At 69.9% G+C, this 20,482-nt stretch carries 17 protein-coding genes; 12 read left to right on the top strand and 5 right to left on the bottom strand.

Annotated features, from left to right (window positions below; genetic code table 11):
* Window positions 1-133: 133 nt before the first annotated feature.
* From VZL07_RS01600 to VZL07_RS01590, 3 genes are all read left to right on the top strand, one after another.
* Window positions 134-985: a hypothetical protein gene (locus VZL07_RS01600; protein ID WP_426753545.1), complete on the top strand. Its 852-nt coding sequence runs from the start codon at window positions 134-136 to the stop codon at window positions 983-985.
* A 164-nt stretch (window positions 986-1,149) separates the two neighbouring features.
* Window positions 1,150-1,752, top strand: a complete 603-nt coding sequence (locus VZL07_RS01595; protein ID WP_426753544.1) for a hypothetical protein — start codon at window positions 1,150-1,152, stop codon at window positions 1,750-1,752.
* A 32-nt stretch (window positions 1,753-1,784) separates the two neighbouring features.
* Window positions 1,785-2,288: a hypothetical protein gene (locus VZL07_RS01590; RefSeq protein ID WP_426753543.1), complete on the top strand. Its 504-nt coding sequence runs from the start codon at window positions 1,785-1,787 to the stop codon at window positions 2,286-2,288.
* 141 nt (window positions 2,289-2,429) lie between these two features.
* On the opposite strand, the gene VZL07_RS01585 is transcribed toward VZL07_RS01590, so the two are convergent.
* The 4 genes from VZL07_RS01585 to VZL07_RS01570 form a co-directional block, all read right to left on the bottom strand.
* Window positions 2,430-3,014, bottom strand: coding sequence for a tRNA-uridine aminocarboxypropyltransferase (locus VZL07_RS01585; RefSeq protein ID WP_426753542.1), 585 nt, complete (start codon window positions 3,012-3,014; stop codon window positions 2,430-2,432).
* Window positions 3,011-3,559, bottom strand: coding sequence for a hypothetical protein (locus VZL07_RS01580; protein WP_426753541.1), 549 nt, complete (start codon window positions 3,557-3,559; stop codon window positions 3,011-3,013). The genes VZL07_RS01585 and VZL07_RS01580 overlap by 4 nt, the downstream gene beginning before the upstream one ends.
* A gap of 101 nt (window positions 3,560-3,660) precedes the next feature.
* On the bottom strand, window positions 3,661-4,527 hold the full coding sequence (locus VZL07_RS01575) for a DMT family transporter (RefSeq protein ID WP_426753540.1): 867 nt from the start codon (window positions 4,525-4,527) through the stop codon (window positions 3,661-3,663).
* Window positions 4,528-4,640: 113 nt separating this feature from the next.
* Window positions 4,641-5,399 (bottom strand): helix-turn-helix transcriptional regulator, encoded by a 759-nt coding sequence (locus VZL07_RS01570; protein WP_426753539.1) that lies wholly within the window; start codon window positions 5,397-5,399, stop codon window positions 4,641-4,643.
* Window positions 5,400-5,486: 87 nt separating this feature from the next.
* Between VZL07_RS01570 and VZL07_RS01565 the strand changes: the two genes are divergently transcribed.
* From VZL07_RS01565 to VZL07_RS01545, 5 genes are all read left to right on the top strand, one after another.
* Entirely contained in the window at window positions 5,487-6,245 is a 759-nt protein-coding gene (locus VZL07_RS01565; RefSeq protein WP_426753538.1) for an alpha/beta fold hydrolase, read from the top strand.
* A gap of 197 nt (window positions 6,246-6,442) precedes the next feature.
* The gene (locus tag VZL07_RS01560; protein WP_426753537.1) at window positions 6,443-7,036 is read left to right on the top strand and encodes an RNA polymerase sigma factor; all 594 of its coding nucleotides are present in this window, start codon (window positions 6,443-6,445) and stop codon (window positions 7,034-7,036) included.
* Window positions 7,033-10,020, top strand: a complete 2,988-nt coding sequence (locus VZL07_RS01555) for a CHAT domain-containing protein (protein ID WP_426753536.1) — start codon at window positions 7,033-7,035, stop codon at window positions 10,018-10,020. Before VZL07_RS01560 ends, VZL07_RS01555 begins: the two co-directional genes overlap by 4 nt.
* A 453-nt stretch (window positions 10,021-10,473) precedes the next feature.
* Window positions 10,474-10,704, top strand: coding sequence for a hypothetical protein (locus VZL07_RS01550; RefSeq protein ID WP_426753535.1), 231 nt, complete (start codon window positions 10,474-10,476; stop codon window positions 10,702-10,704).
* A 282-nt stretch (window positions 10,705-10,986) separates the two neighbouring features.
* On the top strand, window positions 10,987-12,387 hold the full coding sequence (locus VZL07_RS01545) for a M24 family metallopeptidase (RefSeq protein ID WP_426753534.1): 1,401 nt from the start codon (window positions 10,987-10,989) through the stop codon (window positions 12,385-12,387).
* Between the two features lie 7 nt (window positions 12,388-12,394).
* Here VZL07_RS01545 and rtcR read toward each other — a convergent pair whose 3' ends face one another.
* Window positions 12,395-14,029 carry an RNA repair transcriptional activator RtcR gene (rtcR, locus tag VZL07_RS01540; protein WP_426753533.1) on the bottom strand — a complete coding sequence of 545 codons (1,635 nt, stop codon included), beginning with the start codon at window positions 14,027-14,029 and terminating at the stop codon, window positions 12,395-12,397.
* Between the two features lie 146 nt (window positions 14,030-14,175).
* Here rtcR and VZL07_RS01535 point away from each other — a divergent pair, with 146 nt between their 5' ends.
* The 4 genes from VZL07_RS01535 to VZL07_RS01520 all read left to right on the top strand — a co-directional run bounded on the left by VZL07_RS01535 (window position 14,176) and on the right by VZL07_RS01520 (window position 20,468).
* Complete coding sequence (locus VZL07_RS01535) at window positions 14,176-15,411, top strand: RtcB family protein (RefSeq protein ID WP_426753532.1); 1,236 nt, start codon at window positions 14,176-14,178, stop codon at window positions 15,409-15,411.
* 163 nt (window positions 15,412-15,574) lie between these two features.
* On the top strand, window positions 15,575-16,594 hold the full coding sequence (gene rtcA, locus VZL07_RS01530; RefSeq protein ID WP_426753531.1) for an RNA 3'-terminal phosphate cyclase: 1,020 nt from the start codon (window positions 15,575-15,577) through the stop codon (window positions 16,592-16,594).
* Between the two features lie 147 nt (window positions 16,595-16,741).
* On the top strand, window positions 16,742-17,596 hold the full coding sequence (gene mutM / locus VZL07_RS01525) for a bifunctional DNA-formamidopyrimidine glycosylase/DNA-(apurinic or apyrimidinic site) lyase (protein WP_426753530.1): 855 nt from the start codon (window positions 16,742-16,744) through the stop codon (window positions 17,594-17,596).
* A gap of 382 nt (window positions 17,597-17,978) precedes the next feature.
* Window positions 17,979-20,468 (top strand): CARDB domain-containing protein, encoded by a 2,490-nt coding sequence (locus VZL07_RS01520; protein WP_426753529.1) that lies wholly within the window; start codon window positions 17,979-17,981, stop codon window positions 20,466-20,468.
* Window positions 20,469-20,482 lie beyond the last annotated feature (14 nt).

The raw sequence follows: 20,482 nt of genomic DNA, 5'->3' as shown, positions 1-20,482 counted from the left end.
CACGCCGGTGTGGCCCCTGGGCGTGTTCTATTGGGGATGACCCGACCGATTTCCGAGGACGTACGCCGCCGCTTCATCGTGGAGTCGGCCTGACGACAATCAGTGTGAACGTTCAGTCATCGGGGGCGGCACCGTGGAAACCAAACGACTCGAAGCGCTCTCGCGCCAACCCATGCACGTCGCAGCACTCGGATGGGTGGACGGCAAGTGCTTCACCGCGAGGGCCAACTACGTGCGCCTCGAAGTACGCGACGAGGCTGGTCAGCTCCGACTTGAGCACGACACCTGGCGCACCGATGACTGGCTCTTGCGTGAGATGCGCTTTGCAGGCGCGCACCTGATTTCTGCGATCGGCGATATTTTCGCCTCTGGGCTGCGAATCTGGGACGTGAAGCGCTCGGTCGAGGCCTCTCGCGTCGATGGCTCCTGGCAACATGAAGGCGACGTGGTGCTATGGGCCGACCCGGTGCAACCGCGTGCGCTCGTGCGCTATCGCGCAGGCGTCGCGATGCTTGACGCGGCTGCGTTTGCCTTCACCCGTGCTGCTTCGTGCGACCCCGACGCCAGCTCTGTCACTTACGACCCGCTACTCGACCGGCTCGCGAGCGGTGAAGGCTTCGGCCCGGCGCAACTCACACTGCACGAGTTTGGTAGGCGCGTCCTCCGCACATGTTCGCTTGGAGAGGGCGAAGTGGAGGACCTGCTGTTTGCGCGTAACGGCTGCTACCTGGCGGTCAAGCAGGTGGGAGGAACGGTCGTCGTACGGGACACGGAGACGCTCGAGGTACGCTGGGAGAGTACGAGTGAACGCATCCTCGCCGCGTCCCCATGTGGACGATGGCTCGCGCTTGACCGCGCGCTTGTCGACCTCCATTCGTTCTCCGCGGTACCGCTGCCACCCGCTGACGGCGCATTGTTCGACCCTCGGCGCGGCGAGCTTGTCCTGGCCGATCGTAAGCACACCTGGCGCGTACCTCTGCCATGAGCGCACCGGGGGCCAGGCAGGGTGAACTGGCGATGAGCCCGATACCCGAGCGCAGTAGGCTAGGCCGCTCGTCCGTGCTCACGAAGAGCGGCTGGCAAATGTCGCGCCGGCAGGCCAGATGACAGATGGGACCGCACTCGGCTCAGGACAGGTATGCTCCCGGCATGCGCATGAAGCACCTACCTGGACTTTGCCTCCTGCTGACGGCCTGTGCGACCACGCCGCGTGAGCCGGAGGCTGTCGCGGAGGCATACGCCCGCGCGCTCGAGGAGGGACGTGTCGGAGAGGCGTTCGCCCTGACCGCCAGTGGGCCCGGGGAGGAGGCTGCTTTCCTGGAGCGCTACTCCGACGCGGAGGCTCGGACCGCGCGCGCGGCTGCTGTCCGCGCCGGGGCGTCCGAGCTCGAGGCGCGAGCGCCCTCCTTGACGGTCGCGCAGACGCCCCAAGGGTGGCGCGTGGTCGAGGCCCGGCCTGCCGATGTCCCCCGCGCTGCGCTCCGTCTCTTCATCGAACGGGTGGAAGCGCGCGACTGGAAGTCCGCCTGGAGCCAGCTCTCTGGTCCTCTGCGGGCGCGCTACACACCCGAGCGGTTTCGCGAGGATTTCGAGCGTGACCCGCTGGCGAAGGAGCGCCTTCGCCGCGCCCGGCTCGCGCTCAACACCCATGTCCGTGTCGGCGCGGGTGAAGCCGTTTTCCCACTGGGCGACGACCGGGCAGTCCGGCTGGTACTCGAGGATGGCGAGTATCGCGTCGCGGCAATCGAGTGACGCCGAGCCCTCCCATGGGAGATAAGGGGCCAATGCTGGCCCTCGACGACCCAAGGTGGAAGACGCTCAACGGTGGTTACCGAATCCCATACGACGCCTCTGACGTCCTCCGCCAGTTGGAGGCAGGCGAGGACGTATGGGATGAGCTCTGGGATGAATTGCATCATCAAGGCGACGTCGGTGAAGCGTCCTATGCGGCTGTGCCGCATCTCGTGCGTATCGCCAGCGCCGCGACCCAGGTAGACCGGAACCTCTACAGCCTGCTCGCGACCATCGAAATCGAGCGCCATCGACCCCAGAACCCGCCGCTGCCCACCTGGTGCCAGGAGTCATATGCGAAGGCCTGGGAGGAAGTCCTCGAGCTTGCGTTGAAGGACGTTCGGACCGCGGAGGAGGAATCAGGCATTCAAACCCTGCTCGGGGTCATCGCTGTCGCCAGAGGACAGCTCAAGCTTGGAACACTCCTCTCGTACTCGGAATCCTCTGAATTGGATGAGTTCGTCGAGGAGCGGTACGGCAAGCACGCGCAGGATTGAGAGGCGGGTGCGTCTTCCGGAAGGCCTTCGGTCAGGTCCAACTCGGTCCGAATAATCCCTGGCCCGAGGCGCCGCACATCGGCCCGGAATCCCTCAGGGGGCTACGGGGACGCGGCGAGGCCGCGCTGCCCAAGCCATGGGCTATCCGTTCCGTCCCCGGCTCGCGAGGACGCGGTCAATCATCTGCTCGTGCAGCGTGTAGAGCGGCTGCGCGACGTGCTCGCCTTCGAGGTGCGCGAGCGCACCGGCGATGGCCTCCAGCGTGGACATACCGTCCGGGTGGGGCGGACGGCGCAGGCGCCGGGAGTCCGGCGGCGGCGGTGGCAGCTTCAAGCCGGGCAACCGGCGCAGCGCGGGGACTCGCTGCACCATGCGCCGCGCCTGACCCCAGCTCCCGTCCAACACGATGAGCCGCCGCGGAAGCTCGGCGCCAGGCTCGGGCGTCTGCTGCGCATCCGGAAAGAGCAGCCACGTGTCGTCACCCTCCAGGACGGAGGCGTCGAAGGGCACGCCCGGAGAGCCATACGAGACGATGCGGCAGCGGGGCAGGGCGAGCGCCGCCATGCGCGCCGTGTTGGTGGACTTCAACGTCTCCTTGTGGTGCCGGACGATGAGCAGCTCCGTGCGCGTGGGGACGCACGGCACTTCGGCGCAAAGGCACAGCGACACGGGGAGGAAGCAGCGCGGGCAGCGGCCCGCGAGGTCCTCGGGCGTACGAGACCTCATTTGCCCTGGCGGTAGCGCTCCATGAGGGCCCGGGCCTCGCGCAGCTTCTCCTCGACGAAGCGGTCATCCGCGTCCGGCTCGTACTCCGCGTCGGGCAGGTCGAGGTGGAACAGGGCGGAGAGGCTCACCGGCGTCACTTCCAACCACTCGGCGGTGCGGTTGAGCGCGGCCTGCCGGCGCCCGGCGAAGGTCTCCGGTCCGTCCTCGGGGCCGCACCGGCAGATGCGCGCCGTGTCGCCGGACACGTCCACGTAGAGGCCCAGCACCTCCGCGTCCAGCTCCGCGGCCAGCGCGGCCGTGGCCTCGCTGACGTAGGCGGCCATGGCTTGCGCGGCGGAGCGCTCCGTCAGCGAGCGGACGAGGAACACCTGCCAGCCCGCATCGGTGAGCGCGCCCGCCTCCTGGAGCGGTGCCAGCTCCGCGGGCGGCGCGTGGATGCGCGAGAGCAGCCGACGCACGGGCGCTTCCAGCCGCTCGAGCCGGGCGCTCGAGGCGGGGCAGAAGAAGACGACGCGGTACTCACGGCTGTCGGCTGCGGTTTCCATAGGCATACGGCGTCGCCAGGAACGGAGGGAAGGGTGTGTGCGGGGTCCCAAGAGGACCAAAGGACTCCCCAGGCATGCAAGGGGTGTTTTGGAACACGGGTTCATCGTGTGGCGGCCTGCACGGTGACGGCCCGGAGCGAGGCACGGCGCTCGGCCGCCACCCAGGCGCCGGCCACCAGCACCAGCAGGCCGCCTCCCACGGACAGGGGCGTCAGCGTCTCGGCGAAGAAGGCCCAGCCCACCAACGAGGCGGTGAGGGGCTCCAGGTACGTGAGCGCCGCGGTGGCCGTGGTGGGGACGTGTCGCAAACCGGTGTGGAAGAGGATGTTTCCAATGAGGCCGCAAACCACTCCGCCCACGAGCACGAGGAGCGTGCCTCCGTCCACCGTGGGTGGGAGTGCGCGCGCACCGAAGCAGAGCAGGAGGACGGCGACGGAGAGGGGCGCATGCAGCGACGTGACGGCCATGGGGGAGTACGCCCGCGCCGCCTGCTTCGCCGCGAGGACGATGATGGCGTAGAAGCACGCGCTGCCCGCGCCCAGCAGGGCCGTCACCCCTGAGAAGGCACCCTCCGGGCGGCCGATGAGCAGCGCCAGGCCCACCAGCGTCAAGGGGACCCCCACCAGGGCCCGGGTGGAGCGCTCTTCACCCAGAACCCAGGGGGCCGACACCGCCAGCAGGAGCGGCGCGAGGTAGTGCGTCAGCACCGCCACCGACACGGGGCCGCGCTCCATGGCGGCGAAGAAGAGGGTGGTGTTGGCCGCGTCCGCCAGGGCCACCACGAGCAGGGCCAGCGTGGCCCGTCGGTCACGCAGTGCGTCGCGCCGGAAGAGGAAGGGCGCCGGGAGCGACATGGCCGTGAGCACGAGGACGGCGTTCTGCGGTCCGGTGAAGCCCGCGGGACGGAAGAAGAGCGCCCAGCACCCCCAGAGGGTGGCCCCGGCCGCGACCATGGCGAAGTACCGCACCGTGTGACTCCTGGCGACTCCGGCGCGCACTCCGGCTCCGGCGGGCGCGCAGCCTACCCTCCGGCCCGGCTTGTCGCACGGACTGCTGATGCGGGCGGGCATGCGCCCGTGCCTCATCCCGCGCGTTCGAGGGGGGCGTCCTCGGAGGAGAGCCCTCGGGCCTGGTCGCGCTGGGCATGCGCCTGCGCTTGGAGGCCCTCCATGTCCGGCGTGAAGGGGCGGTCCGGGACGAGGCGGGCCCGGCGGATCCGGTCCATCCGGAACATGCGCGCCGCTTGCTTCTCCACGTCCCGGGCCAGCACGTACCAGACGGGCGCCTCGACGAGCAGCCCGTGGGGCTCCACGCACCGCCGACTCGTGTTGCCGTGGCGGTCGCGGTATTCGAAGGACAGGCAGACCTGCTCACGGAAGGCGCGCTCGAAGACGGCGAGCAGCTCCTCGGGTGGCGTGCCGACGTCCGCCAGCACCCGGGCGCTCGCGGGCCGTCCCACCACCACCCGACGGCAGAGCGCGCGCATTCCCCGGGCACGCTCCTTGGGGACGCTGGCGAAGAGCTTCTGGAGCCCCGAGCGCGCCGCGTTGCCCCAGGGCAGCGTGGAGCCCGTGGCGGAGAGGCTGGCGGCCAGCCAGAGCGCGACCACCTCCTCTTGGGACAGGTGCACGGCCGTCACGCCCCGGTCCCTTTCCAGGCGGACGCCACCGCCGGGCCCCGAGTCACTGCTCAGCGGGACACCGCGCTGCCGGAGCGTCGCCAGGTCGCGATGCACGGTGCGCGGGCTCACGTCGAGCGCCTCGGCAATCTCCGCGACGGTGGTCGCCTCGCGTGCCCGCAGGAAGTCCATCAGACGCATCACCCGGTCGACCCGTGTCATTGGTGACAGTTTCTGACAGGGATGGGCCGTACTCCACAAGCATCACGTCGCGCACGGCTGCGCGCCTCGAGGCCAGTGGAGGTCATCATGATGCGGTCCATCGGAATGCTGAACGTCGACGACGGAGGCGAGGGCGGTCTGCCGGTCGTCTTCGTCCATGCGAGCGCGGGAAACACCATGCACTGGAGCGCGCAGCTCGCGCACCTGCGGCGGACCCGGCGGGCCGTCGCGCTGGACCTGCGAGGGCACGGCCGGTCGGCGCTCCCGCCGGATGGCCAGTTCCGCGTGGAGGACTTCGCGCGGGACGTGGGGACGGTGGTGGACGGGCTGGGGCTCCAGCGCTTCGTGCTGGTGGGCCACAGCCTGGGCGGCGCCGTCAGCGTGGCATACGCGGGGGCGCACCCGGACCGGGTCGCGGGGCTGTTCCTGCTCGACCCAGCCTCGGACGGGCGCCTGATTCCGGAGGAACAGGCGCGGGGCTTGATGGCCGTGCTGGCCACCGAAGCGTGGAGCGCGGTGGTGGAGGAGGCCTGGTCGCCCATGTTGGCGCCGTCCCGCCCGGAAGTGCGAGAGCGCGTGCTCTCGGAGATGCGTGCGACGTCGCAGGCGGGCGTCCGAGGCGGGCTGGGGGCGTTGCTGGACTTCGACCCGGTGGCGCCGCTTCGGGCCTACCCGGGTCCGCGCTTGTCGGTGGTGACGGCCCTCAACGAGGAGCCTGGTTCGTACCACCGGCTCGTCCCCGAGCTGCCGCACGCGAAGGTGGAGGGCACGGGCCATTGGGTGCAGCTCGATGCACCGGACGTGGTGAACACACTGCTGGACGGGTTTCTCGCCACGGTGCGCTGAGTGCCAGGAGCGTACGCTCCACCATCGCCCCAGGCCCGGCCGGCATCGAATTCCGCCAGGTTGCATCGTCCTGGCCCTGGGGGCGGAGGGGATGTCCGTGAGCGAGCGCAACTGAATGCGATTAAGTCTGCTTCACGACGGCTTCCCAAGGATTGGCCCGAACCACGTTTCGAGAGGCGTGGAAGGAGGCCGGGTCGATGAGCGGCCATCGCATTGCCACAGTCATTCGAATTCCTGTGGCCTACAGTACGGGTGTGCATCCCGACGAGTTCGAGGAGTTCGCGCATCGTGTCAGGCCCATGCTGCTGGCCCTGGCGAAGCGGCTGTGCGGTCAGGGAGGCATTGACCCGGAGGACCTGGTGCAGGAGGCGCTCACGCGCGGACTGCTGCACCACGGTTCGCTCTCCGCGCAGCCGGAGCCGGTCTACAGGGCGTGGCTGTGTCGCGCGCTCACCAATCACTTCCTGGACCAGTGTCGCAAACGACGCTCGGAGCTGCTGGAGCAGGAGCGCCCGGAGCTGCGCCTGGTGCGCGACGAGGTCGCGGCGCCCGAGCCGGAAGCGCAGGAGGTGTGGGAGCACATCTCCGAGCAGGACTTCCGGAGCGCCATCGCCCAGCTCTCCAATCCGCGCGTGCGTGAGGCCTACACCCTGCACGCCTCCGGGCTGCGCTACCGCGCCATCGCCCAGCGCATGGGGGTGCCCGAAGGCACCGTGGGGAGCTGGCTCTACCAGGCCCGCAAGGAGCTGAAGGAACTGTTGCTGCCGCTGACCGGCGGAGGCGGTGCGTGATGAGCCCGCTCTGCAACCGGCTCTCGCTCTTTCTCGACGGTGAGCTGACGCCGGTGGACGAGGAGAACTTCCGTCACCATCTCGCCCGCTGCGACCCATGCGCGAATGGATTGCACGAGGCGATGCAGCTGGAGCTCCTGGGCTTCCATGCCCTGGGTGACCCCAAGGTGCTGGAGGAGGACGCGGCCGACGCGTCGCTGGAGTCCTTCGTGCCGGTACCCCCGACGTCGCGTCCTGCCGCCACATGGCGCGCGCGTGTTCGATGGACCCTGGGCGCGGTGGGCGCCATGGCGGCGGCCATCCTGCTGTTTTTCGTCTTCAAGCCGACCGTGCGTGAGGTCCGGGACGAGGTGTGGCTCGGGCAGGCCTCCTCGCGCATCCTCGAGGCCCGGGTGGCCTATGCGCACGCGGATGCCCACCGGCCCTACGCGCCCTTGCGCGCCGGCGCGGCGGACGCTGTCGCCACGCCCGTGGTGCCCTTGCGAGCGCTGGCGGACCTGGAGGACCGGGGCGACCTGCATGGCATCGCCGCCGCGTACCTCGTCCGCAAGGACCTGCGGCAGGCCTCGGACTTCCTTCACCGGATGCCGTCGTCGCCGGACCGGGACAGCGACCTGGCCATCATCGCGCTGGAGCAGGGGCACCCCGAGGATGCCCTGGCGCTGCTGGACGGGGTGCTGCGGCAGGCGCCGGACCATGCCCAGGCGCAGTGGAACCGGGCGCTGGTGCTGCGGCAGATGGGGCTGACGCTGCTGGCCGCGGAGGCCTTCGACGCGGTGGCGAAGCAGGGCGCGCCGGGCTGGAGCGAGGAGGCCCGGAGCCGGGCACGGGCGCTCCGACAGCAGACGCAGGCGCGCGGCCGGGCCTGGAAGGGGGCGCGAGCGGCGGTGCGGGACTTGATGGTGGACGCCCAGGCGCGGCTGCCCCTGGAAGAGGCCCGGCGGTTCCCTGGCATCGTCCGGCTGGCCTTCTACGACGCGGTGCGGGCCGCTCCGTCGCGCGAGCGGGCGCTGCGCCTGTTGCCCCTGGCCGACGTGCTGGACGGCGTCCAGGGCGGCGCCGTGCTCCGGCACTACGTGCTCCGCGTGGCGCAGCGGGACTTCGGGCACCGCGCGCCCCTGGCGGTCGACTACGCGAAGCTCGTGCGTGGGGAGCTGCCATCACCCCAGCGACAGCGCTTCCTGGAGACGCTTCGCCTCGCGGGCGAGGACGACCTGTACCTGGGCGCGCTCGTCAACCAGATGGCCGTGCCGCGCCACCTGGAGGACTTCACCCGGCTCGCTCGCGAGGCAGACGACCCCTGGTTGTCCCTGCTGGCCGAGCGCGAGCTCGCGGGCGCCGAGGCGCGCAGCGGTGACTGGTGGAAGGCGGAGGCGCGGCTGCGCGCGGCCGTGAGCGCCTGTCGGGGCCAGGGGCTGAGCTACCGCTGCGTCACGCTGAAGAAGCGGCTGTCGGACCTGTACCTCGCGCTCAACCGCCCGGCCGAGGCCTTCGAGCATGCGTGGAGCGGGTGGCAGGCGTCCCGGGAGCTGGAGGAATGGGAGCTGGAGCAGCAGTTCCTCCAGGAGCTGGCGCACATCGCCCGCTACCGGCTGGACGTCGCCAGCGCGCGGGCATACCTGCGCGAGTCGCTGGCTCGGATGCCGGAGTCCTGCGAGCAACGGACGTACGTCCACCGCAACCTGGCGTACCTGGCCTGGCTGGAGTTCGACGCGGAGGAGGCGCGGCACGAGCTGGAGCGGGCCCTGGAGTGCGGCGGCTCATTGGGGCTGCCCGGCGCGCTGCTGCTGTCCAACCTGGCGCGCTTCGGCGCCGACAGTCAGGACGCGGACCTGCTGCGGCGCACCTTGTCCGAGCTGCGCCGCGGCCAGCCCTCGGCGGGCAAGCTCGCGCAGATGAGCTTCGCCGAGGGGCAATTCGTGCTCGAACGCGACCGCGCCATGGGCCTGGAGCTGCTGCGCAGCGCCATTCAGCAGGCGGAGTCACTGCCCGACGACGTGGACGCCCGCAAGACGCGGATGGGCGCCTACAACGTGCTGGCGCATGAGGCGGGCCGGCGTGGGGATGCGGGCGAAGCCCTCTCGCTGATGGGCGCCGCGCTTCGGGTGGAGGCTCCGGACCGGTGTGTGCTGGGCGTGGCCGTGGACTACGAGCGCTCCGTGGTGGCCCTGCGCGACGCCCAGGGCGAGCTGCGCGGCCACTTCGACGCCAGCCGGAAGGAGCCCCTGGGGCGGGATGCCTCCAGCCTGGTGCCCCCGTCACTTCAGTCCGCCCTGCGGGGGTGTGCGCAGGTGGATGTGCTGGCGCTGCCCCCCGTCCATGGCTTGCGAGGGCTGCTCCCCGCCGACATCGCCTGGAGCTATCGCGTGGGCCGTCCTCAGGGGGCGCCCCCGAAGCGGGCGCCGGACATGGGCCCGCACCTCGTCGTCAACGGCGTGGACGCCCCGTCGGCGCTGGGCCTGCCTCGACTGCCGCCCCTGGCGCCGCCAGCCACGCCAGACCCAAGGCGCCTCGAGCTGTCGGGCATGCAGGCCACGCCCACCCGGGTGCTCGCCGCCATGGCCCAGGCCAGCGAGGTGGAGATTCACGCGCACGGCGTTTTCAGTCCGGAGATGTCCGATGCCTCGCTGGTGGTGCTTTCGCCTGAAATGGATGGCCGCTACGCGCTGTCCGCCGCCCAGGTGCGCGCGCTGAAGCTGGAGCACGCGCCCCTGGTGTTGCTGGCCACGTGCAGCGCGGCCCGGGCCACGCCCTTCCTTCATGAGGCCTTCAGCCTGCCCGTGGCGTTCATCGAGGCGGGGGCCTCCACCGTGCTGGCGTCCACGGTCGAAATCCCCGACTCGGCGGGCCGCTTCTTCGAGGCGGTGCGAGAGCGCATCCGGGGCGGCGCGCCCGCCGCGCTGGCGCTCCGGGACGAGCGGCGCAACTGGCTGGCCACCCACCCGTCCTCGGACTGGGTCCACGGCATCCTTCTCTTCGAATAAGCGCCAAGAAATCCGACTCGCCGCGTTGAACCGGGAGCGGAGGCCGGGGGATGGCATGTCGCCGGAGCCCGCCGGTGCCGCAGCGAGGGGGATGCGATGGTGAAGAAGCTTTCGAAGAAGCCTCAGCGGGATGGGCGCGTGGTGAGCATCAATCCGCATGATCCGCCGCCGGAGCCGACACCGGGGCTGACGGCACACCCGCCGTACTCAGCGAAGATGTCCGTCGCTCCGACCGTGAATACGTCGTCTCAGCCGGGCGACGACGCCACGGAACCTCAGCGTTAGACACAGCCGTCTCAGGGCTCTCCTGAATCGCTCAGGCGATACAGGCCTCACGGGGCGCTCCAGACGGGGCGCCCCGGATTTTTTTGAACAGAATACACAAGAAAAAGGGCTGGGTCCGTATCTGAGATCAGGGAGGCAATAGGGGCGCGCCTCCCAAAAGGGGGAGCGATGTTTCGTGGTGATGCGCGGGGCCGTGGAGACGCGAGCGGTATCTGGGCACCGGAGGAGGGGCGGGGCGCCATGGGCGGCGGCTGGGGGGCGCGGTCGGACGGGGGCATCACCGGGGGAGGCCAGGGGGACGTACGGAGCGTCGTGGTGGAAGTAGGGGGGAACGCGGAGGACCTGGGGGGGATGGAGCTCGAGGCATTCGACTTCGAGTTCCAGATCGCCAGCTTCTGAGGTTGGCGCGCGGGAGGGGGAAGGCCCCGCTCTGGCTGGACGGCGTCGGGGGACAGCCGTCATCTGGAAGGGTGGACGCGTCGTGACCTGGGGGGCCGACGACCACGTGACTCGGAAGTTGGGGACGGGTCCATCCGGAGAGGCTGGAGCGCGGAATTCCAGGGAGCGAGGGAGGGGATGCGCCCCAGGCCCTCCGCCTCCAGAGACGCCAAGGGCTCTGGGGGCGGAGGACTCCTGGTTCCTGAGGTACGGTGAGGGCTCCTTCTCGATGGGAGTCCTCGCATGAAGTCCGTGAAGTGGGCGGCCTTGCCGCTGTTGTTGCTGGCCGCCTGTACCACCACGGGGAATGGTGCCACCGGCGCCAAGGTGCCGGCGCTGTTGCCCTGGTCGGAGCAGATTGCCGAGCGCGAGGCCTGGCTGGAGAAGCGCCACGGCATGCTGCTCGACATGATGCGCCGTCACGGCGTGGGCATGTGGGTGGTCGTCAACGAGGAGTTCCACGACGACCCGCTCACCCAGTTCATCGCCCCGCCGCGGCCCTATGCCGGCAATCGGGACATCTTCGTGTTCATCGATGGGGGAGACGCGGGCCTCCTGCGCGTGGCGCTCACCGGCTACTCGGAGGCCACGCTCGCGCGTTTCTTCGCGCTGCCCGCCGAGGGGCGCAAGCCGCAGGAAATCCTGGCGGACCTGGTCGCGCGCCATCAGCCCCGGACGATTGCCCTGGGGATTGGCGGCAAGCGCGGGGTGACGCGCAGCCTGACGCGTGACAGCTATGCCTTCCTGGTGGAGGCGCTGGGCGCGGAAGCGGAGGCCCGCTTCATCAGCGCGGCGCCGCTCATCGAGGAGTACCTGGACACGCGCCTCCCCGAGGAGTGGAAGCACTACCAGCGGCTGGTGGAGCTGACGGAGATGGTGGTGAAGGAGGCCTTCTCTCCGGAGGTGGTGGTGCCGGGGAAGACGACGGTCGGCGACGTGCGCCGCTTCCTCTACGACAGGCTCTGGCAGCTCGGCGTGGACACCTGGTTCCAGCCGGACCTGCGCGTGCAGCGCAAGGGGATGGACGGCTCCACCTCGCGAGGCTTCCTGGCGCCCGCGAAGGAGGACGTCGTCATCCTCCGCGGAGACCTGCTGCACGTGGACTTCGGCATCACCTACATGGGGCTGAACTCGGACTGGCAGAAGATGGCCTACGTGCTGCGCGAGGGCGAGACGGACGTGCCCGACGGACTGAAGCGCGCGCTGGGCAACACCCTCGAGCTCCAGGACGCGCTGATGCTGCGCGCCTCCCGGCCGGGCCGCTCGTCCGCGGAGGTGTATGAGCAGACGATGGCGGAGATGAAGGAGAAGGGCATCGAGGCGATGGTGTACAGCCATCCGCTGGGCAACCAGGGACACGCGCTGGGCGCGAGCATCGACTTCCGCTCGGCGAGCCGTCAGGAGGCGCCGAAGACGCTCCGCAAGGGCTCGTACATCGCCATCGAGCTGAATACCGCCACCCCGGTGCCGGAGTGGGACGGACAGAAGGTGTTCGTGATGATGGAGGACCCGGCCTACCTCACCGACGAGGGTTGGAAGTTCTTCGTTCCCCGCCAGGAGTCCTTCTACCTGCTCGGGCACACGGGCAGTTCCGGGAGCAAGGGCGGCAAGGGCGTGACGACGCGCGGCATGCCCATGCTGTGAGTCGGGCTCACCGCCCGGCCTGAGCACCTCGCCCGCTGACGTCCGCCCACGTGAGGCCGAAGCGGGCGAGGTACTTCTTGAGCCGGTCCGCGTCGTTGATGCTCTTCTTCTGGGCGCGCGACTGCGCGAACAGCACGCGCCCCGCATCCGACAGGGTGCGCGACGTCCGGCAGACGCTCAGCACGTCCGCGAGCTGGACCCGGTCGAACCGGTCCAGCTCCGCCGCGAGGCTGTCGCCCAGCAGCTCCGCCACCAGGTCCCTGGCGCCCGGGCCCGCCTGCGTCCCGGCGGGCCGCCACTGCTCGCGGAGGCGTTCGAGCTCCTCGTCCACGACGTCGCGCGTAATCCGTCCGCCGTCCGCCAGCGTCGCCATGCGCAGCACCGCCGCGTTGAGGTCGCGGAAGTTGCCCGACCAGCGCGCCTCCTGGGACGTGGCGAAGCCCAGGAAGTGGGCCTGGGCCTCCTTGTTCATGGTGACGCGGGTACCCACGGCCTCGGAGGCCTGGTCCAGCTCGAAGAGGAGGTTGGGGGCGATGTCCTCCGGACGCTCGCGCAGCGCGGGCAGCCGGAAGGTCCACAGGTTGATGCGCGCGAGCAGGTCCTCGCGGAACCGCCCCCGTTCGACCTCGAGCTGGAGGTCGCGGTTGGTGCCGGCGATGAGCTGGAAGTCGCTCTCCACCTCGCGGTCCGCGCCCACGGGCAGGAAGCGCTTGTCCTCCAGCGCGCGCAGCAGCATGGCCTGCTCGTCCGCGCCCAGCTCACCGATTTCGTCCAGGAACAGCACGCCGCCGTTCGCCTGCCGCAGCAGGCCGGGCCGGTCGCTCAGCGCGCCCGTGAAGGCGCCCTTCACGTGGCCGAAGAGCGCGGACATGGCGCCGTCGCCTCGAAGCGTGGCGCAGTTGAGGTCCACGAAGGGGCCGGCCACGCCGCGCCGGGCCTTCTTCAAGGCGTAGATGCGGCGCGCGAGCTGCGACTTGCCCGCGCCCGTGGGGCCGGTGATGAGCAGGGGCGCGCGGGACTGGACGGCCACCTGTTCGATGCGCTCGATGAGCCGGTTGAACGCGGCGTTGCGGGTGTCGATGCCGGACTTGAGGAAGGCCAGGCCTTCGCGCTGTTCCTGCCGGAAGCGCGCCGCCAGCGTGTCGTACTGGGACAGGTCCAGGTCGATGAGGGTGTGCGTGCCCGGGCCCGCGCGGTCCCTCGGGTCGGGCGACACCTGCACCAGCCTGCCGGGGATGAGCCGGCTCTCCACCAGCAGGAACATGCAGATCTGCGCGATGTGCGTGCCGGTGGTGATGTGGACCAGGTAGTCCTCCGCCTCCGGGTTGAAGGCGTAGCCGCGCACGTAGTCGAGCAGCGCGCCGTAGGTCTCCTCCAGGTCCCAGGGGTTCTGGATGGCCAGGGGCGTGCCCCGCACCTCCGTCTCGGGAGACACCTGCCGGATGTCGCTCACCAGCGTGGCCACCAGCGCGGAGGCGTTGGGCGGGTGCAGCAGCTCCAGCCGATGCACCAGCAGGTCCTCCTGCTGGCACAGCGCCACCGTGGGACGCCACCGCGTCCAGCGCTGGGGCCCCTGTCCGTTGTCCAGCGTTGTCCCGAGCATGCCCAGGACCACCGTCTTCCGCGCCCGTGATTTCGCCATGGAGATAGCACTTTATCCCAGGAGATAGGCCGTGCCACGTCGCCCGGCGGGCCTTCCCTCGGAGGAGGGGTTGGCACGCCGGCTGCTGTATCCCCGCCACGTGACCGGGACACAGCGCCCGGCGGACGACGGGAAAGGTGAAGACGATGAGCCGCGACAACGGGAACTACGAGGTGCTGTCGGACGAGGCGGGCCGCCCCATCAAGGCGTGGACGGTGGGGGTTCCGTTCGAGGACGAGGCGAAGAAGCAGCTTCGCAACCTGCGCGGCCTGCCCTTCATCCATCAGTGGGTCGCGGTGATGCCGGACGTGCACCGCGGCTACGGCGCAACGGTGGGGAGCGTGGTGCCGACGGTGGGCGCGGTGGTGCCGGCGGCGGTGGGCGTGGACATCGGCTGCGGGATGATTGCGGTGCGCACGACGCTGCGGGCAGACCAGCTCCCGGACTCGCTGCGTGGGGTGCGCTCGGCGATTGAGCGGGCGGTGCCTCACGGCCGTTCGGACAACGGCGGCCGCAACGACGTGGGCGCGTGGCGGGTGGCGCCTGCGCGGCACCAGCAGGCGTGGGCGCGGCTGGTGGAGGGGTACGACCGCATCGTCGCGAAGCACCCGCGCATCGGCCGTGGGCCGGAGCTGGCGCACCTCGGGACGCTGGGGACGGGAAACCACTTCATCGAGCTGTGCCTCGATGAGTCGGACGGCGTGTGGCTGATGTTGCACTCGGGTTCGCGCGGCGTGGGGAACCGCATCGGGAGCTACTTCATCGAGCTGGCGAAGGAGGACATGCGCCGCTGGTTCATCAACCTGCCGGACGCTGACCTGGCGTACCTGGCGGAGGGGACCGAGCACTTCGAGGACTACGTCTTCGCGGTGAGCTGGGCGCAGGACTTCGCCGCCACGAACCGGGACCTGATGCTGCACGCCGCGGTGGAAGCGCTGCAGTCGAGCGGTGAGCTGCCGCCGTTCGAGCTGAAGGACGCGGCGGTGAACTGCCACCACAACTACATCGCCCGGGAGCATCACTTCGGGAAGAACTGCTTCGTGACGCGCAAGGGCGCGGTGCGGGCGCGCGAGGGCGACCTCGGCATCATCCCCGGGAGCATGGGGGCGCGTTCGTACATCGTCCGCGGGAAGGGGAACGCGGACAGCTTCCACTCGTGCAGCCACGGCGCGGGCCGGGTGATGTCGCGTGAGGCGGCGAAGCGGCGCTTCACGCTGGAGGACCACGTGAAGGCGACCGCGGGCGTGGAGTGCCGCAAGGACGCGGACGTCATCGACGAGACGCCGGCCGCGTACAAGTCCATCGACGCGGTGATGGCGGCGCAGGCGGACCTGGTGGAAGTGGTCCACACGCTGAAGCAGGTCGTCTGCGTGAAGGGTTAGGCGAAATCGAGAGGCGACCATGCCGGGATGAAGACACCGAGGCGCCCGCTCTCCCCCAGAGGCCGAAAGGCCGCCAGGATGGGGAGGCGGGCGCCGCTATTTTCACAGCGGTGTCAGTGCATCCCGGATGGTGCGTGAATCGCGGGCAGCAAGGAGGCGGGACATGGTCCGCATCGATGGTTCATTGGGAGAGGGCGGAGGGCAGGTGCTGCGCACCTCGCTGGCGCTGTCGCTGGTGACGGGGACGCCGTTCACCATCGAGAACATCCGAGCGGGCCGGAAGAAGCCGGGCCTGTTGCGCCAGCACCTCACGTCCGTGAAGGCCGCGGAGGCGGTGGGGGCGGCGGAGGTGTCGGGCGCGGAGCTGGGCTCGCGTGCGCTGACCTTCCGTCCGCGCGCCCTGGCCGCGGGGAACTACCACTTCGCGGTGGGCACGGCGGGAAGCGCGACGCTGGTGTTGCAGACGGTGCTGCCGGCGCTGCTCCTGGCGGAGGGGCCGTCCACGCTGCTGCTGGAAGGCGGAACGCACAACCCCCTGGCCCCGCCGTTCGACTTCCTCCAGCGGGCCTACCTGCCGCTGGTGCGGCGCATGGGCCCCTCCGTGGAGGCCTCCCTGTCGCGGCCCGGCTTCTTCCCCGCGGGTGGCGGCAGGTTCCGCGTCGACGTGCGGCCCGCGCCGCTGAAGCCCCTGCACCTGCTGGAGCGCGGCCGGGTGCTCCGCCGTGACCTGAAGGCCGTGATTGCGATGGTGCCGTTCGACGTGGCGCAGCGGGAGCTGCACACGGCGGGGGCGGCGTTGAAGTGGCGGCCGGACGAGCTCCGGACGGAGGAGCTCAAGCGTTCGCCCGGGCCGGGAAACGTGCTGGTCGCCGAAGTGGAGAGCGAGCACGTGACGGAGGTCTTCACGGGCTTCGGCGAGCGCGGGAAGCGGGCCGAGGTGGTGGCGGAGCAGGTGGCCGAGGAGGTGAAGCGCTACCTCGACGCGGAGGTGCCAGTGGGGGAGCACCTGTGCGACCAGTTGCTGCTGCTGCTCGCCCTGGCGAAGGGGGGCAGTTTCCGCACGCTGCCGCTGGATGGCCATGCGCAGACGCAGCTCCACACGATGGCCCACTTCCTCGACGTGAAGGTCCAGGTCCGGGAGGTGTCTCGCGAGGTGCGGGAGGTCGAGGTCCGCGCTTCGTAGAGAGGCGCGGACCCCCGGTGCCTGACGGCGCTTCATGGGGGCGGTCTGCTTCCATCCTGGAGGGCGGCCAGGCCGGCTGGCGGGTGGCACGTCTTCGTGGCGCGGCCTCGGGCCTCCGCACCATGCATGTGCGGAGGAGACGTCCGCGTGGCAGAGGTTCCCGAAGTCGAAATCATCACCCGGGATTTGCGGCAGGCCGTCGTGGGCCGCCGCTTCACTGGCGCCGAGGTCCTGGCTCCGGCCGTCGTCCGCTTCCCCGAGCCAACGGCCTTCGTCGAAGCCTTGAGGGGACGCCGGGTCTCCTCCGCGTCCCGGCGGGCCAAGTTCATCCTCATGCCGCTGGATGACGGCACGGTGCTCGCGCTCCACTTCATGCTCTTTGGCGAACTGGCGCTGCGGCCCACGGGCAGCGAGCGCTCACCGTCGACCCTGGTGGTGCTCGGGCTGGAGGGCGGCGAGGAGCTGCACCTCACGGACTCGCTGGGGTACGCGCGCGTCGCGCTGGCGCACTCCGAGGAGCTGGCCGCGCGTCTGAAGCTGGACGAGCTGGGGCCCGAGGCGCTCGATGACGGCTTCACGCCGGACCTGCTGGCCCAGCGGCTCCGGCGGCGCAAGAGCCCGCTGAAGACGGTGCTCCTCAACCAGCGCGTCATCGCGGGGTTGGGCAACCGGGACGCGGACGAGAGCCTGTGGCGCGCGGGGATTGATCCACGTCGCATGGCCACATCACTTTCGGCCGCCGAGGTGGCGCGGCTGACGCAGGCCATTCGCGCCGTGCTCGACGAGGGCCTGCGCATGCGCGGGACGCAGCGGGACCTCTTCGGCGTCCAGGGGCTGGCGAAGCACCGCCGCAACGTCTTCGGCCGCGCCGGTGCACCATGTCCACGTTGCCAAACCCCTGTCTCTCATCAGCGGGTGGGCGGACGGAACACGCACTGGTGCGCGACCTGCCAGCCCGCAATGGCTCAGCCTGAGCTTCCCGCACAGTCCTCGCTGTGGTGACTCGCGGCGGTGCGACCGTTCGGGAACCCGTTGAACCCCTGAATCCTCCTCCAGTTTGAAGCGGACTCGCGCCCGGGGCGTTGTGGACACCGGCTCCCTTGGTGCACTCAGTGGCCGCGTCGCTCGTGGTCAGGAGGCTGTGCTAGAGCACGTCCTCGGGCCGCCGGTGTCATGCCGCCAGGGTGGCAGGCACGCGTGCACATGAGGGGGAATCATGCCGTCAGGAATTGCATCGAGATGGGGGCTTGTGTTGGGTGGAGCGTTGGGCGCTCTGGTGCCGTGGAGTGTGCTTGCCACATCTGAGCGTGTGTCAGCCATTCCGTCGGTCACGCCCGGGATGTGCAACCGCTTGCCTCCGGCGGCGCGTGTTGCCTCACGATTCGTGACTGAGGCCCGCGCGAACGACTTGCCTGACTTCGTCATCACGAACATCCAGGCGCCTGCGCGCGTCCATGGTGAGCTGCCGTATCAGGTGGACGTGACGGTCTGCAACGAGGGGCGTCGTGAGGCGCGCACGGACGTGACGCTGTTCGCCTCCCGTGACCCTTGTTTCTCCCCTGATGACGCGCTGCTCGAAAGCGTGCCGACAGGCGTGTTGGCCGCGGGGGCGTGTGCCTTGCTGCCGGTCGCGCTCCGAGGCGAGCCGGTTCGGACAAACACCTGGTTTGTCGGGGCGCTGGTGGACAGGGAATCGCGTGTCGTCGAGCTGTCCGAAGAGAACAATGCCCACGACGGCGCTCCCGTGACGTTCGATGCGCCTCCGGACTTCGTCGTCGAGTCGGTGTCGGTGCCCGCGGTGGCTCGTCCGGGGGAATCTTTCGCGACGACAGCTCGCGTGTGCAACCGGGGCATGGGACATGGCGTTGCACAGGTCGGGCTCTACCTGTCAGCCGACATGCACGTCGATACCGAGGACGCCCTGCTGAACTGGCGTTTCGGCGTTTCACTCGAGGCTGGGGCGTGCGAGCTCATCCCGTTGGATGGCCAGATTGAGCAGATGGGCCGGTGGCACCTCGCATTCATCACGGCCACGGCGTACGGCCGGCCCGAGGATGACGTGACGAACAATGTCAGCGCGGTGTCCACCCAGGTGGTGGGCACTGTTCCCGATTACGTCATCGCCTCGCTGAACGTCCCGACCGTGGAGTCGAGCAACGGCCTCCTCCCGGTGCGTTTGACTGTCTGCAACCAGGGCACTGCGCCCGCGGAGGCCTCGCAGGTGCGGTTCCAGCTCCAGTCCCTGGAGACTGAGGCCGAAGGCGTGCTGAGCGTCGCGAGCCGTGACGTCCCGGCGCTGGCCGCGAACCAGTGCGTCGAATGGGACGAACCGCTGGGTTCCGTGGAGAATGCGGCGGGCCGCTGGCGCTTGACGGCCACGGTGAATCCGGAGGGGTCGCACCCGGAGGCGCATGCGGACAACAACGACAGGTCCGCCGAGCTTCGCTTGGGGGATTGGGTGGAACTGGGCGTCGCTCGCGTCACGCCGTTGACGCATGCGCTGGTGCCCGGCGCTTCATTCTCCACGGAGGTGAAGGTCTGCAATACCGGCAGCATCCCCGCGCGCCGGTTGGCCATCCATGTGGCGCTGTCGGGTGACCCGGATGCCCGCACTGGTGTGCGGGTGGGAACGCGCACGTTCGATGCGCTCGGGAAAGGCTGTGTGGTGCTTCCCGTGGTGGGCACGGTCCCCCTGGAAGGGCTGGCTGGCAACGTCTACGTGAAGGCGCTCGTGGAGCTCGTCATCCCTGAAGGCGGCGAGCTGGATGTGGACGACAATGCGCTCGTGGGGCCGCAGGTGGCGATTGGCTCGGGGCCCGACCTGGTGGTGACCCAGGTCCAGGCCTCGGTTCCGGTCGTGTCGGAGGGTGGGCTGCTGAGCGCTTCTGTGACTGTGTGCAACAAGGGCAATGTCGCGACGCCCGGAGTGCCGGTGTGGGTGTCCTTCCTTCCGGAGCCAGACACCCATGGTTCGCCTCAGATGGTGGGCACGACGCTGCCCGTGGACCCGCTGGTGCCTGGGGGCTGCACTACGTTGGACGCGGAGCTGACGGCGCCCTGGGAGGAGGGGGCCTGGCGGCTCACGGCCTGGGTGGATGAAGCCAATGCAGTCCCTGAGGTCATGGAGTCGAACAACCTCGTGAGAGGAGCAGTGTTCCAGGTGACGGGCCAGACGGGGTTGCTCATCACCGACGTGCAAGCACCCACCGGGTTGCTCGCCAATACGGGCTTCATCTCGACCGTGACGGTGTGCAACAGGAGTCCGCTGCCTCAGCCTCCTACCCAAATCCGCCTCTCCCTTCGCACGGAGGATGATTTTCCCGTGGCCGAGTTCTCCGCTTCGAGCACGCAGCAAGAGCTGGCGAGTGGCGCCTGCTCGCAGCTCATGCTGTTTGGCTCGACGGATGTCGCGCGGGATGGTCCCTACAGGCTGGTGGCGCAGCTCGGGTATCGGTATGCCGCCAGATCCGAGGCCGAATGGAAGGCACTGTCATTCGCCGTCCCCATGGCCGTGGGGCAGGGGAGTGACTTCGCTGTCGCCTCGGTCAGCGCTCCCTCCTCCGTTCGCAGAGGAAGTGCGTTCACGACGACGGTGACTGTCTGCAATCGGGGCGCCGCTCCGGGGAGCGGCGCGATCTTGACGACCTACCTCTCGCGGGACGAGCACCTCGAGACGTCTGGAGACGTTGCCGTGGGGCAGGTCAGCGTGTCGCTCGGGCCCGGGCTCTGCCAGACGTGGTCGGTCCGCTCCATCGCCAACGTGAGCGCTGGAGACGTCTGGTACGTGGGCGCGAACGTGAGGGCGGGCAGTACGCCGGACCTCGTGGTGGCGAATGATTCGCAAGTGGGAGCGCGCGTGCTCGTCACGCCCTGAGCCCGTACGCGGCG

The organism is Pseudomyxococcus flavus, assembly GCF_050038885.1.
GTDB classification, from domain to species: domain Bacteria; phylum Myxococcota; class Myxococcia; order Myxococcales; family Myxococcaceae; genus Myxococcus; species Myxococcus flavus.
Note: the sequence above shows the minus strand (reverse complement) of the source record. Positions and strands in the feature narration are given on the sequence as shown.

Bases quoted from the DNA above. Each gene is read 5' to 3' on its own strand.
- VZL07_RS01570 (WP_426753539.1), bottom strand. From the start codon at position 5,399: ATGACACGGGTCGACCGGGTGATGCGTCTGATGGACTTCCTGCGGGCA.
- VZL07_RS01550 (WP_426753535.1), top strand. From the start codon at position 10,474: ATGTTTCGTGGTGATGCGCGGGGCCGTGGAGACGCGAGCGGTATCTGG.
- VZL07_RS01585 (WP_426753542.1), bottom strand. From the start codon at position 3,014: ATGAGGTCTCGTACGCCCGAGGACCTCGCGGGCCGCTGCCCGCGCTGC.
- VZL07_RS01545 (WP_426753534.1), top strand. From the start codon at position 10,987: ATGAAGTCCGTGAAGTGGGCGGCCTTGCCGCTGTTGTTGCTGGCCGCC.
- VZL07_RS01535 (WP_426753532.1), top strand. From the start codon at position 14,176: ATGAGCCGCGACAACGGGAACTACGAGGTGCTGTCGGACGAGGCGGGC.
- VZL07_RS01590 (WP_426753543.1), top strand. From the start codon at position 1,785: ATGCTGGCCCTCGACGACCCAAGGTGGAAGACGCTCAACGGTGGTTAC.
- VZL07_RS01595 (WP_426753544.1), top strand. From the start codon at position 1,150: ATGCGCATGAAGCACCTACCTGGACTTTGCCTCCTGCTGACGGCCTGT.
- VZL07_RS01560 (WP_426753537.1), top strand. From the start codon at position 6,443: ATGAGCGGCCATCGCATTGCCACAGTCATTCGAATTCCTGTGGCCTAC.
- rtcR (WP_426753533.1), bottom strand. From the start codon at position 14,029: ATGGCGAAATCACGGGCGCGGAAGACGGTGGTCCTGGGCATGCTCGGG.
- VZL07_RS01565 (WP_426753538.1), top strand. From the start codon at position 5,487: ATGATGCGGTCCATCGGAATGCTGAACGTCGACGACGGAGGCGAGGGC.
- rtcA (WP_426753531.1), top strand. From the start codon at position 15,575: ATGGTCCGCATCGATGGTTCATTGGGAGAGGGCGGAGGGCAGGTGCTG.
- VZL07_RS01580 (WP_426753541.1), bottom strand. From the start codon at position 3,559: ATGGAAACCGCAGCCGACAGCCGTGAGTACCGCGTCGTCTTCTTCTGC.